A 12,515-nucleotide genomic window follows, 5' to 3' on the forward strand; every position below is an offset into this window, starting at 1 on the left:
AGCGGGCGTAACGGTGGGCGAACCGGGCCATCGGCGCCGGAAGTGGCCTGGTTACGACGGGAAGCGGGCCGCCCACTCCTCGGGCGGCAGATCCGCCGAGCGGATCAGCGTCGCGAGCGTCCGGTACCAGCCGCAGAGCAGCACGATCTCGATGATCTGGGCGGAGCTCCGGACGGCCGCCAACTCGTCGAGCACGGTCGCGCTCAGGCGGCCGTCGTCGAGCAGCTCGTCCGCGGCCCGGACCAGCAGCCCCTGCACCGGATCCGGGAAGTCGTCCGGACCGCCGTGCACGCTGGCGCGCAGCACCGCCGCGGAGAGCCCGGCGATCGGCGCCTGTACCACCGCGTGGATGCCCCACTCGTACTCCGCGTCCAGGCGGGCGGTCACGCGTGCGATGAGCAGTTCCCGGTCGGCCGCCGGTAAGAGGCCGTGGTTGAGCAGCCCGGATGCCATCGGCCGGACCCGATCGCAGAGGTCCTCGTGTACGGCGAGCAGGCGGAACAGCGCCAGCGGCGGTGCATCGAAGCCCGGCGGCATCCACTTCTCCAAAAAGCGGGCGACCTCCGGCGGGTACGGCGGTTCCATCGGCGCGAGCGTCATGAGCATCCTTCCGATACGAATTCAGTAGCGCTATGGAATTAGTAGCATGGCGGGGTGACTGAGCGCACCCCACTTCCCGGCACCCCACTTCCCGGCACCCCACTTCCCGGCACCCCACTTCCCGGCACCCGGGTTCGCGGCTCGGCGACCGGACGGCCGGTCATGGCGTTGCTCGACCTGCTCGGTCGACGCTGGACCTTGCGAGTGCTCTGGGAGCTGCGGGACGAGCCGCTCGGCTTCCGGGCGCTCCAGGCGGCGTGCGACCGGATGAGCCCGACCGTGCTCGCCACCCGACTCGGCGAACTCCGGACGGCGGGGTTGGTCGCCACCGACGACGCCGGCGTCAACCGCCTGACGCCCCTCGGGGCGCAGCTGATGACCGCGCTCGGCCCACTCCGCGACTACGCCGACACGTGGGCCGAGGCGCTCGCCGGTCCACCGCACTGACCCCGGGAGCACGTGGCCCCCGGAGCACGCGACTCCAAGTGGACGCTACGCGCGCCCCCGTAGCGTCCACTTGGCGTCAGCCAGAAAGATTTCGGTCACCGCAACCCTCGCCGCGGCCGCCGCGTGACAAGTGTTCGTCAACAACCAACCAAGGGAACTGGTGTGACGGCCCCTAGTAGCGCGGAGCGCGAGTTCGACGAGTTCTACGCCCGACACTTCGCGGGCATCGGTACCCAGATCGCGGCCTACCTCGGAGATCGGGCCGAGGCCGAGGACATCACCCAGGAAGCGTTCGCCCGCGCCTGGCGTCGCTGGTCGCGGGTGTCCGGCTACGGCGACCCGGTCGCCTGGGTGCGCACGGTGGCCTACCGGCTGGCGATCAGCCGCTGGCGGCGGGTCCGCGTCGCGTTCGCTCACCGGCGTCAGCAGCGAGCGGAGCCGATACCGGGTCCGGACGCCGCGTGGCTGGACCTGGTCGCGGCCCTCGCCACGCTGCCGCCGACCCAGCGTCGGGCCATCGTCCTGCATTACCTGGGTGACCTCCCCATCGAGGAGATCGCCGACCGCGAAGGCGTTCCGGTCGGCACCGTCAAGTCCTGGCTCCACCGCGCCCGCGGCCGGTTGGCGACCCACCTCGGACCTGACGAGATCGCCCACACCGACCGAGAGAGGGTCCTTCGTGAACACTGATCAGCTCGGCGCTCGAATGGCGTCGTTCCGCGCGTCCACCGCGCCGACCATGACGGGGCCGGGCGGCGCCACCGTCCGCGCCGCGGTCCGCCGGCAGCGGCGGCGCACAGCGGTCGTCAGCGTCGCCGCGGCGGTGCTCGCGCTGGCCGGGGCGAGCGCGCTCGTGATCGGACCCGGCCAGCAGACGGACCAGCTGGTTCCGGCGACCGCGTCGTCGTCGGAGTCCACGACCACGAACCCGAACCCGAGCCAGGACGACGACGCCTGGAAGCAGTCGGTCCGCTCCGCGCGCGTGGACCTCGGCACGAAGGCGGACGCGAGCTGCCGAGGGCCGGTCGTGACGTTCCAGGACGGAAAGGCGGCCGTGACCTACGAAGGTCGCAAATTCGCCTACGTCGTCACCGACGGCCCGATGCTCAGCGCCGACCTCAACCAGGACGGCACCCCCGAGTACCTGGTCACGCTGTCGTGCGCGATGACGGCATTCCCCACCCCGTGTGTGCCGGATTCCGAGACGAACTGCGATCCGAACGTGAAGAAGTCGCTCGCGCCGCCCCTCGAGCAACTGTTCGTGCTGAGCGGAGGGCCGGACGAGTTCACCGCGATCGCCGGTATCCATGCCTTCTCGCGGTATCCCGAGAACTCGGCCGTTCCGATTGACGTGAGGATCGCCGACGACGGCCTGATCAGTATCACGAACGATCAAGACCCGGGACGCGTCTGGACGTGGCGTTACCGGGACGGAGACATGGTCAGGGTCCAGGACTAGGGCGTCGGGGTCGGTGAACCCGTCGGCGTCGTCGGGGACGGCGACGGGAGCACCGGTGCGGTGTTCGGCGGCGTCGATGGGGTCACGGTGACCGTGCCGCTCGGCGTCGCGGTCACCGTCGCCGACGGCTCCGTCGGCCCTGCGTTCCTCTCGCCGATGATCACCCGGCGCAGCTCCACCTGCGACTGCCCGGCGCCGCTGACCGTGATCTCGTCGTACGCCTTGAGCGCGCCGTCCTGGGCGAAGTAGAGCACGGTCATCTGGAACGACTTCGGCGTGTCGCCCTCGAAACCCCGCAGCCCCGCCGCGCCGGTGGACCCCTCGATCATCAGCCGGGTGTCCTTGTCGAGCGCCTCGACCTTCCGCTGGTGCGTGTGCCCGGCGAGGATCAGCGGCCCACGCTCCTTCAGCGGCTCGGCCGCGGCCGGCTCGTGGACCATCATGATGTCCACGGACTTCTCGTTCTCCCGGTTGTACCGCAGCACCGTGTCCGAGAGTGCCTCACCGGCCTCCGCCTCGACGTCCTTGCCCGCGTCGTCGTCGCCGGTGGACTTGTCGGGTGTGAACCGGCTGCTGCCGACGCCCGCCACGACCAGCCCGGCGACGGTCCGCACCTGGTCGTCGAGGACCACGGCGTTCGGGTTGGCGGCCACCGCCGTCGCCACTTCGGCGGAGTCGTGGTTGCCGCGGATGAACACGTACGGCACCTTCAGCGCGGCGACGTTCTGCGCGTACAGGTTCGCCTCGGCGGCACTGCCCCAGTCGGTGAGGTCGCCGGTGTCGAGCACCGCGTTGACCTGGAACTGACTGCCGATCGTCCCGATCACGCTCCAGGCGGTGGGATTGTTGTGCAGGTCGCTGACGTGCATCATCCGGATCGTGTTCGGGTCCGGCTGGTAGGTCGGCAGCGTCGAGACCGCCTCGTAGACCTTGCTCATGTTGGTCAGGATCTGGACCAGCTGACCCTGGTACTGGCCGTAGTTGTCGTAGATCGATCGGGCGTCACCGATCAGCGCCGGGACGTTGGTCAGCAGCCCTTCGTAGCGAGGCTGACTCAGGCTGCTGGGGTTGACGGTCGCGGCCGCCAGGCCACCGCTGCCCCCGAGCAGCACCAGCGCGACCCCGCCGGTGATCAGCGTCTTCCGGACGCTCCGGAACGCCACCGCACCGAGCAGCAACGCACCCAGCACCCCGGCCCCGACCGAGCGCAGCGCGAGCGTCGTCACCGCCGACCGGATGTCGTCGGTGGTCAGGTCGGTGGCCTCCTCGATCCGCGCGGGGTCGGCGATCAGTTGCCTGGTCTCCGACTCGTTCAGCCCGTCGACCCGGGCGACCAGCCGGATCGGTCCGCGGTGGCTGTCCACCGAGATCGCGCCGAGCGGCGGGATCCGGAGCTGGGAGCCGCCGGTCAGCGACGGCTGCGCCGCCAGCTGCATCTGGAACGGCCCGATCTCCACCTCGGCACGGCCACCGAGCTGCAGCCCGAGCGTTGCGCCGATCAGCGCGATCAGGAAGATCGCTGCGCTCGTGCGCAGCCAGCGCGGTCCGCTCAGTCGGCTCAGTCGGCTCCTGCCGTGCGTCGGTGCGTCGGTTTCCCCGTCATCCGCAGCGGACGCCGTCCCGCGGGCGGTTTCTCCGGCCGGCGCCGTCCCGCCCTCCCGCGCCGTCCCGCCATCCCGCGTCGGCTCGCCGTCCCGGGTGGCGGCACCGTCGGGGGGCTCGGGAGGCGTCGCCGCGTCCGACGGCTTCGCGCCCCCGGGATGCTTCCCGGGGGCCTCGTCGCGGTCGTCGCCGGTCGTCGGAATCGAGTCAGAACCCACGAAGCATTCTCATTACCGAAGTTGCCCGTCGGCTAACCCTGCACGGAGTGTCAGATCACGTCCACGCCGCTGGACCCCGGCGGAATGATCCGCAGGATGCGGTCGTCGTCCACGGTGGGGTCACCGCGCCCGTCGCGGTTCGACGTCGCCACCCACACCGATCCGTCCGGCGCCGACACGACCGTGCGCAGCCGCCCGTACCGGTTCTGCAGCGTCGCGCGCGGATCACCCACCACGGTGCCGTTCTCCGGATCGAGCGTCACGACCCACAGCCGCTTGCCCTTCAACGCGGCGACCAGCAGGTTCGACCCCACGATCACCGCGCCGCTCGGCGACGCCTCGTCCGTCGTCCAGGTCAGCACCGGGTTGGTGAAGCGGCGGTCGTTGCCCTTGCCCTCCACCGTGGGCCAGCCGTAGTTGCCGCCCTTGGTGATGAGGTTGACCTCGTCCCACTCGTTCTGGCCGAACTCGGTCGCCCACAGCCGCTTCTTCGAGTCCCACGCCAGACCCTGGACGTTCCGGTGACCGCGCGACCAGACCAGCGAGTTCGGGTACGGGTTGCCCGGCGCGGCCTTACCGGCCGTCGTCATCCGCAGGATCTTGCCGCCCAGGCTCTTCAGGTCCTGCGATAGGCCTCGCTCCGAGGCGTCGCCGGTGCCTGCGTAGAGGTAGCCGTCCGGGCCGAACGCGAGCCGTCCTCCGTTGTGGATGCCGGAGACCGGAATCCCGGTCACGATCGGCTGCGGCTCCTCGCCCAGCCGCAGCGACGCGATCCGGTTGTCGCTCCGGGTCGTGTAGTAGATGAAGACGGTCTTGTCGGTCTCGTACTTCGGCGAGACCGAGATGCCGAGCAGGCCGCCTTCACCGCCGGAGTAGGCGTCGTTGATCGTCTGGATGGGGGTCACCCGGCCGCCGGGGGTGACCCGGAGGATGCGTCGGGTATCCCGCTCGGTGACTACCGCGTTACCGTCGGGGAGGAATGCCACGCCCCACGGCACCTGCAGGTTCTTCGCCAGCACCTGGACGCCGACCCCGTCGTCCTCGGCGGAGCCGCCGGGTGCCGTCGGGGACGCGCTGGGGGTCGGCAGGTTGGGTGACTCGCCGCTCTCGGTCTCGTCCGGCGCGCCGAGCGAGCATCCGGTCAGCGCGAGGACGAGGGACGTCGCCAGCAGAACCAACGCACGGCGTCGCCGTATGGGCCCGGACATGGCACGAGCCTAACCGGGGACCTCCACTGCCGTCGGTCACGCCTCGGCTACGAACGCCTGTGCGGAAGCGGCCGACGGCGGCGCGCGGTCAGGCGTCCGGAGTGGGCTTGGCGGGGGAGACCGAAGCGATCAGCCGGGGGAGCGTCGCCGGAGTAACGGCGGGTAGCCGCAGGACGCCGGCACCGGCGGCCTCGGTCAGCTGTACCGATACACGTCCGCGTGCGGAGATGAACCCCTCGATCTCGTCCCAGCGCAGGGTGCGGTGGCCGAACGGACGCCGGATCGTGAGGTGGTCGGCGTCGACGTCGACCCCGGTACGGAGCGCCCACCAGAGCGCCGCGATCGGGATCAGCATGACCGGGGCGTAGATCCACGCCTGTCCGGCGATCGTGAACGCGCCGACCGCCGTCAGGAAGACCGCGGCGATCGTGGCGAAGCTCTGCCGGAACCGGACGCGGATCGGTCGGGTCGGGGTCTGCGTGGTCACGCCTCCATTCTCGCAGGTTCCCGGTGTTGGGGCGCAGTCCGCTCCGCGTCCCGACGCTCCCACCAGCCCCGTCGGCCTCGGAGCGCCCGCGGGCCCCGAGGCGGCACGGGCGCCCGGAGACGATCGGCATTGCCGCAGTGCGAAGGGCGGCGGCGTAGGCTCTGAACACCGCGCCCGCCCGCCTGTCCGGGTCGTCGTCCCGACGGCACCCATCCGGTGCCCTCCGCCGCCACCGCGGCCCCGGCCCACGGACGCTCCCCCGCCGGCGGTCGGTCGGCCCGCGCCGGCCGTCCGCTCATCCGCGCCTTCCCCGGAAGGCCCTGCCGAGGAAACCGAATGACCCAGGAACACCCTTCGAACTCTTTTCAACCCCCGGCCTCACCTGAGGGCGAGCGACCTCAGCAGGCGCCGGTCGAAAAGAATTCGCTCAAGCCACGCAGCACCGATGTGACCGACGGCCTGGAGAAGGCCGCCGCGCGCGGCATGCTCCGCGCGGTCGGCATGAAGGACGAGGACTTCGCCAAGCCGCAGATCGGCGTCGCCTCGTCGTGGAACGAGATCACTCCGTGCAACCTCTCGCTGGACCGGCTGGCGAAGGCCTCCAAGGAGGGCGTGCGCGCCGCCGGTGGCTTCCCGATGGAGTTCGGCACGATCTCGGTGTCCGACGGCATCTCGATGGGCCACGTCGGCATGCACTACTCGCTGGTCAGCCGCGAGGTCATCGCCGACTCCGTCGAGGTCGTCATGCAGGCCGAGCGGCTGGACGGCAGCGTCCTGCTGGCCGGCTGCGACAAGTCCCTGCCCGGCATGCTCATGGCCGCGGCCCGCCTCGACCTGGCGTCGGTGTTCCTCTACGCCGGTTCCACGCTGCCGGGCAAGATCGACGGCCGTACGGTCACCGTCATCGACGCGTTCGAGGCCGTCGGCGCGTGCGCTCGCGGGCTCATCAGCCGTGAGGAGGTCGACCGGGTCGAGCGGGCGATCTGTCCCGGCGAGGGTGCCTGTGGCGGCATGTACACGGCGAACACGATGGCCAGCGCCGCGGAGGCGCTCGGGATGTCGCTGCCGGGCTCGGCGGCGCCGCCCGCGCCGGACCGTCGTCGCGACACCTACGCCGTGAAGTCGGGCGAGGCCGTGATCAACCTGATCAAGAACGGCATCACCGCTCGCCAGATCATGACCCGCGAGGCGTTCGAGAACGCGATCACGCTGGTCCAGGCGCTCGGCGGCTCGACCAACGCGGTGCTGCACCTGATGGCGATCGCGCACGAGGCGAAGGTCGACATCACGCTGGAGGACTTCAACCGGATCGGTCAGCGCACCCCGCACCTGGCCGACGTGAAGCCGTTCGGGCAGTACGTGATGACCGACGTCGACGAGATCGGCGGCGTCCCGGTCGTGATGAAGGCGCTGCTCGACGCCGGCCTCCTGCACGGCGACTGCCTCACCGTGACCGGTAAGACGCTGGCCGAGAACCTCGCCGACATCGCGCCGCCGGACCCGGACGGCAAGATCATCCACGCGATGAGCAACCCGATCCACCCGGTCGGCGGCATCACGGTCCTGCGGGGCTCGCTGGCGCCCGACGGTGCGGTGCTCAAGTCGGCCGGCATCGAGTACGAGGTCTTCGAGGGCACCGCTCGCGTCTTCGAGGGCGAGCAGGCCGCGATGGACGCGGTCACCCACAACACCCTGAAGAAGGGTGACGTGATCGTGATCCGTAACGAGGGCCCGAAGGGTGGGCCGGGCATGCGCGAGATGCTCGCGGTGACCGGGGCGATCAAGGGCGCCGGTCTCGGCAAGGACGTCCTGCTGCTCACCGACGGGCGGTTCTCCGGCGGCACCACCGGACCGTGCATCGGGCACGTCGCGCCAGAGGCCGCGCACGGCGGCCCGATCGCGCTGGTGCACGAGGGCGACCGGATCCGGCTCGACCTCAACGCCCAGACGCTCGACCTGCTGGTCGACGAGCGCGAGCTGGAGCGGCGTCGGTCGGAGTGGAAGCCGCTGCCGCCGGCGTACGAGACCGGCGTGCTCGCGAAGTACGCCAAGCTCGTCGGCTCCGCCGCCACCGGCGCCGTCTGCGGCTGACACCGGCTTCGACAGCATCTGGACGCTACGCCCCGCGGCGTAGCGTCCAGATGCTGTTCGTCACCGCAGGCGGGCGGCGCCGCGCGACCCGTGAGACCACAGAGTGGGATGGGTTTGACGCGCCGTGGAACACGGCATAGCGTGGCCAACGTGCGATCCACCCTGATTCTCGTACTCAGCTAGCGCGTCGACCCAGCACCTCGTCGACGCGCTCACCCCCCGTGCCACCGGCACGAGGGGTTTTTTGTTGCCCGAGAACTTGAAGACAGCTCCGCAGCGCACCGCTACACGAAGAGGCCATGCCATGAACGCACCAGCCACCCCGCCGGCCCACGAATCGGTCACGGGTGCCCAGTCGCTCGTCCGCTCCCTGGAGGCGGTCGGCGCCGAGGTGGTCTTCGGCATCCCGGGCGGCGCCATTCTTCCCGCCTACGACCCGCTGTACGACGCCCCCGGCGTCCGGCACATCCTGGTCCGGCACGAGCAGGGGGCCGGGCACGCCGCCGAGGGTTACGCGCAGGCCACCGGCAAGGTCGGCGTCTGCATGGCGACGTCCGGACCGGGCGCGACGAACCTCGTCACGCCGATCGCCGACGCCTACATGGACTCGGTGCCGATCGTCGCGATCACCGGCCAGGTGCCCAGCGCGGCCATCGGCACGGACGCGTTCCAGGAAGCTGACATCTGCGGCATCACGCTGCCGATCACCAAGCACAACTTCCTGGTCAAGCACGCCGAGGAGATCCCGCAGGTCATCGCCGAGGCGTTCCACCTGGCGGGTACCGGCCGCCCCGGCCCGGTCCTGGTCGACCTGCCGAAGGACATCCTGCAGGCGCAGACCCGGTTCTCCTGGCCGCCGCAGCTGAGCCTGCCCGGCTACCGCCCGACCGTGCACCCGCACGGCAAGCAGGTCCGGGAAGCCGCCCGCCTGCTGACCACCGCCAAGCGCCCGGTGCTCTACGTCGGCGGCGGCGTGCTGAAGGCGCGGGCGTCCGGCGAGCTGAAGGTGCTGGCCGAGCTGTCCGGCGCGCCGGTCGTCACCACGCTGATGGCGCGCGGCGCGTTCCCCGACAGCCACCCGCAGCACCTGGGCATGCCCGGCATGCACGGCTCGGTCGCCGCGGTCACGTCGCTGCAGAAGGCCGACCTGATCGTCGCGCTGGGCGCGCGCTTCGACGACCGCGTCACCGGCAACCTGGACAGCTTCGCGCCGCACGCGACGATCGTCCACGCCGACATCGACCCGGCCGAGATCAGCAAGAACCGCACCGCCGACGTGCCGATCGTCGGCGACGCCCGCGAGGTCATCGCCGAGCTGGTCGTGGCGCTGCAGGCCGAGCACCAGGCCGGCCACCGCGGTGACCTGGACCCCTGGTGGGCGCAGCTGAACAAGACCCGCGAAACCTATCCGCTGGGTTACGACGAGAGCCCCGATGGCACGCTGGCACCCCAGTACGTCATCGAGCGGCTGGGGAAGATCTCCGGACCGGAGACGATCTTCGCCGCGGGCGTGGGCCAGCACCAGATGTGGGCCAGCCAGTTCATCTCGTACGAGAACCCGTACACCTGGCTGAACTCCGGCGGCGCCGGGACGATGGGCTACGCCGTCCCGGCCGCGATGGGCGCCAAGGTCGGTAAGCCCGACACCACCGTGTGGGCGATCGACGGCGACGGCTGCTTCCAGATGACCAATCAGGAACTGGCCACCTGCGCCCTGGAGGGCATCCCGATCAAGGTCGCCGTCATCAACAACGGCAACCTGGGCATGGTGCGGCAGTGGCAGACGCTGTTCTACGACCAGCGCTACTCGAACACCGACCTGAAGACCCACAAGCAGCGGGTGCCCGACTTCGTGAAGCTGGCCGACGCGCTGGGCTGCGTCGGGCTGCGCTGCGAAACGGCCGGCGACGTCGACGCGACGATCGAGAAGGCGATGGAGATCAACGACCAGCCGGTCGTCATCGACTTCGTGGTCGGCAAGGACGCGATGGTCTGGCCGATGGTCGCGGCCGGTACCAGCAACGACGACATCATGGCCGCCCGTGACGTCCGCCCCGTGTGGGGCGAGGACCAGGTCTGAGGGGACCGGACAAACACATGAGCAAGCACACTCTCTCGGTGCTGGTCGAGAACAAGCCGGGCGTCCTCGCCCGGGTGTCCGGCCTGTTCAGCCGGCGCGGGTTCAACATCCACTCGCTCGCGGTCGGGCCGACCGAGCACCCCGACATCTCCCGGATGACCGTGGTCGTGACGGTGGAGGGGCTCGCCCTCGAACAGGTCACCAAGCAGCTGAACAAGCTGGTCAACGTGATCAAGATCGTCGAGCTCGACACCTCGGTGTCGGTCCAGCGCGAGCTGATGCTCGTCAAGGTCCGCACCGACCCGCAGACCCGCTCGCACGTGCTCGAGACCGTCGAACTGTTCCGGGCCCACGTGGTCGACGTCTCCACCGACTCGGTCACGGTCGAAGCCACCGGTACCGCCGAGAAGCTCGAGGCGCTCGTCCGGGTGCTGGAGCCGTTCGGAATCAAGGAGATGGTTCAGTCCGGCATGGTCGCGATCGGGCGGGGACCCCGGTCGATCGCGGCGCCCTCAGTGGCATTGCGTAGCGTCGAGCGCAGCGCCTGAGCGCTTCAGGCACACAGCGCCTGACCTGGTCAGGCACCGCATCACCCATATCCGAAAGGACAGAACTCCAGTCATGGCCTCTGAAAACCTCCGCGCCGAGCTCTTCTACGACGACGACGCGGACCTGTCGATCATCCAGGGCCGCAAGGTCGCCGTGCTCGGCTACGGCAGCCAGGGTCACGCCCACGCGCTGAGCCTGCGTGACTCCGGCGTCGACGTCCGCGTCGGCCTGCCGGAGGGCTCCAAGAGCCGCCCGAAGGCGGAGGAGGCCGGCCTGCGCGTCGTCACCCCGGCCGAGGCCAGCGCCGAGGCGGACGTGATCATGGTGCTCGCTCCGGACACCGCGCAGCGCACGATCTACGCGAACGACATCGCCCCGAACCTGAAGGATGGCGACGCCCTGCTCTTCGGGCACGGCCTCAACATCCGGTACGACCTGATCAAGCCCCCGGCGGGCGTCGACGTCGCCCTGATCGCGCCGAAGGGCCCCGGTCACCTCGTTCGTCGGCAGTTCGTCGACGGCAAGGGCGTTCCGGTGCTGGTCGCGGTCGAGCAGGACGCCTCAGGCAACGCGCTGGCGCTCGCGCTGTCCTACGCGAAGGCGATCGGCGGCACCCGCGCCGGCGCGATCAAGACCACGTTCACCGAGGAGACCGAGACCGACCTGTTCGGCGAGCAGGCGGTCCTCTGCGGCGGCGTGGAGGAGCTGGTCAAGGCCGGCTTCGAGACGCTGACCCAGGCCGGCTACCAGCCGGAGGTCGCGTACTTCGAGTGCCTCCACGAGCTGAAGCTGATCGTCGACCTCATGTACGAGGGCGGCATCGCGCGGATGAACTACTCGGTCAGCGACACCGCCGAGTACGGCGGCTACGTCTCCGGGCCGCGGGTCGTCACCGCCGAGACGAAGAAGGCCATGAAGCAGGTGCTCACCGAGATCCAGGACGGGACCTTCGCCCGCAACTGGATCGCCGAGGACGAGAACGGCCGGGCGAACTTCCACAAGCTGCGCGAGGAGAACGCCGCCGACCCGATCGAGGTCGTCGGCAAGGAGCTGCGCGGCTTGATGTCGTGGGTAGACCGTCCCATCACCGAAACCGCTTGAGTGGGCGGCCCGCTGAGAGCGACGGATGACAGGCGAGCGAGCCTCCTTGTGACGGCCCCCTGATGTCACGGCGTCGGCTCGCTCGACTGTCNAAGCAACTGCGCGCGCCTGGCGGCGCTCGACAAGTGAGCGCGCCTGCGCCTGCGGCAACTAAGCGTGGTGTGGGCGAGCGCCCGCACCACGCTTAGTTGCCGCAGGCCTCGGCGACTCGAGTTCGGTGCATTACGACGAGCGTTACGCCGCCGACGAGCGTGAGGGCGAGCGCGCCGGCTCCGGTGGGGTCGAGGATGCCGTCGACGCCTCGGGTGAGCGCGCCCACCGCCGGCCACCCGGCGAGCACCACCGTGCACAGCCCGGCCGTCATCAGGCGCCGTGGCTCCTCGGTCGCTCCGTGGTACGCGCGTTTCCACGCCGCCCGTGCCCCGACCGCGGCGATCGCGGCGAGCAGCAGGACGCCGAGCACGACCATGCCGAGTGCGATCCCGTCGCCGACGGCGGCCGGTGGGGAGCCGGTGAACGCCGGGAGGACGAACGCGACCGCGACCGCCGTCCATCCGAGCGACAGCACCGCGCCGAGCAGTCCGGCCGCCGCCCATCCGCGGCTCGTGGTGTCTCGCTGCATGCTGTCCTGGCTCACCCTGCTCCTGAATTCCGTAGCTCGGCCTACGTCGTT

Annotated in this window: 12 protein-coding genes; 7 read left to right on the plus strand and 5 right to left on the minus strand. The window is 70.4% G+C overall.

The genetic code is table 11. The annotated features are described in order from the left end of the window. Positions 1-51: 51 nt before the first annotated feature. Complete coding sequence (locus ABEB28_RS23350; protein ID WP_345730318.1) at positions 52-600, minus strand: carboxymuconolactone decarboxylase family protein; 549 nt, start codon at positions 598-600, stop codon at positions 52-54. Positions 601-762: 162 nt separating this feature from the next. On the opposite strand from ABEB28_RS23350, the gene ABEB28_RS23355 reads away from it, so the two are divergent. The 3 genes from ABEB28_RS23355 to ABEB28_RS23365 all read left to right on the plus strand — a co-directional run bounded on the left by ABEB28_RS23355 (position 763) and on the right by ABEB28_RS23365 (position 2,506). Then, on the plus strand, positions 763-1,047 hold the full coding sequence (locus ABEB28_RS23355) for a winged helix-turn-helix transcriptional regulator (protein ID WP_345730419.1): 285 nt from the start codon (positions 763-765) through the stop codon (positions 1,045-1,047). Between the two features lie 162 nt (positions 1,048-1,209). Beyond that, on the plus strand, positions 1,210-1,737 hold the full coding sequence (locus ABEB28_RS23360; RefSeq protein ID WP_345730319.1) for an RNA polymerase sigma factor: 528 nt from the start codon (positions 1,210-1,212) through the stop codon (positions 1,735-1,737). Continuing rightward, positions 1,727-2,506, plus strand: coding sequence for a hypothetical protein (locus ABEB28_RS23365; RefSeq protein ID WP_345730320.1), 780 nt, complete (start codon positions 1,727-1,729; stop codon positions 2,504-2,506). Before ABEB28_RS23360 ends, ABEB28_RS23365 begins: the two co-directional genes overlap by 11 nt. On the opposite strand, the gene ABEB28_RS23370 is transcribed toward ABEB28_RS23365, so the two are convergent. The 3 genes from ABEB28_RS23370 to ABEB28_RS23380 form a co-directional block, all read right to left on the minus strand. Beyond that, positions 2,503-4,326 carry a metallophosphoesterase family protein gene (locus ABEB28_RS23370; RefSeq protein WP_345730321.1) on the minus strand — a complete coding sequence of 608 codons (1,824 nt, stop codon included), beginning with the start codon at positions 4,324-4,326 and terminating at the stop codon, positions 2,503-2,505. The genes ABEB28_RS23365 and ABEB28_RS23370 overlap by 4 nt on opposite strands. Positions 4,327-4,376: 50 nt before the next feature. Beyond that, complete coding sequence (locus tag ABEB28_RS23375; RefSeq protein ID WP_345730322.1) at positions 4,377-5,534, minus strand: PQQ-dependent sugar dehydrogenase; 1,158 nt, start codon at positions 5,532-5,534, stop codon at positions 4,377-4,379. An 88-nt stretch (positions 5,535-5,622) separates the two neighbouring features. Continuing rightward, positions 5,623-6,021: a PH domain-containing protein gene (locus ABEB28_RS23380; protein ID WP_345730323.1), complete on the minus strand. Its 399-nt coding sequence runs from the start codon at positions 6,019-6,021 to the stop codon at positions 5,623-5,625. Positions 6,022-6,357: 336 nt separating this feature from the next. Here ABEB28_RS23380 and ilvD point away from each other — a divergent pair, with 336 nt between their 5' ends. From ilvD to ilvC, 4 genes are all read left to right on the plus strand, one after another. After that, on the plus strand, positions 6,358-8,112 hold the full coding sequence (gene ilvD, locus ABEB28_RS23385; protein WP_345730324.1) for a dihydroxy-acid dehydratase: 1,755 nt from the start codon (positions 6,358-6,360) through the stop codon (positions 8,110-8,112). Between the two features lie 259 nt (positions 8,113-8,371). Then, positions 8,372-10,192, plus strand: a complete 1,821-nt coding sequence (locus tag ABEB28_RS23390) for an acetolactate synthase large subunit (protein WP_345730420.1) — start codon at positions 8,372-8,374, stop codon at positions 10,190-10,192. A 17-nt stretch (positions 10,193-10,209) separates the two neighbouring features. Continuing rightward, the gene (ilvN, locus tag ABEB28_RS23395; protein WP_345730325.1) at positions 10,210-10,740 is read left to right on the plus strand and encodes an acetolactate synthase small subunit; all 531 of its coding nucleotides are present in this window, start codon (positions 10,210-10,212) and stop codon (positions 10,738-10,740) included. 73 nt (positions 10,741-10,813) lie between these two features. Further along, positions 10,814-11,842, plus strand: coding sequence for a ketol-acid reductoisomerase (ilvC, locus tag ABEB28_RS23400; protein ID WP_345730326.1), 1,029 nt, complete (start codon positions 10,814-10,816; stop codon positions 11,840-11,842). A gap of 184 nt (positions 11,843-12,026) precedes the next feature. On the opposite strand, the gene ABEB28_RS23405 is transcribed toward ilvC, so the two are convergent. Next, a complete protein-coding gene (locus ABEB28_RS23405; RefSeq protein WP_345730327.1) occupies positions 12,027-12,479 on the minus strand; it encodes a hypothetical protein in 453 nt (150 codons plus the stop codon). Positions 12,480-12,515: the final 36 nt, after the last annotated feature.

Origin of the sequence: Cryptosporangium minutisporangium, from assembly GCF_039536245.1 — a bacterium.
In the GTDB taxonomy this organism is placed as follows: Bacteria; Actinomycetota; Actinomycetes; order Mycobacteriales; family Cryptosporangiaceae; genus Cryptosporangium; species Cryptosporangium minutisporangium.

What these genes read in the sequence shown, in the direction of transcription:
- ABEB28_RS23355 (WP_345730419.1), top strand. Translation starts at nt 763, where the DNA reads ATGGCGTTGCTCGACCTGCTCGGTCGACGCTGGACCTTGCGAGTGCTC.
- ilvD (WP_345730324.1), top strand. Translation starts at nt 6,358, where the DNA reads ATGACCCAGGAACACCCTTCGAACTCTTTTCAACCCCCGGCCTCACCT.
- ABEB28_RS23375 (WP_345730322.1), bottom strand. Translation starts at nt 5,534, where the DNA reads ATGTCCGGGCCCATACGGCGACGCCGTGCGTTGGTTCTGCTGGCGACG.
- ABEB28_RS23350 (WP_345730318.1), bottom strand. Translation starts at nt 600, where the DNA reads ATGACGCTCGCGCCGATGGAACCGCCGTACCCGCCGGAGGTCGCCCGC.
- ilvN (WP_345730325.1), top strand. Translation starts at nt 10,210, where the DNA reads ATGAGCAAGCACACTCTCTCGGTGCTGGTCGAGAACAAGCCGGGCGTC.
- ilvC (WP_345730326.1), top strand. Translation starts at nt 10,814, where the DNA reads ATGGCCTCTGAAAACCTCCGCGCCGAGCTCTTCTACGACGACGACGCG.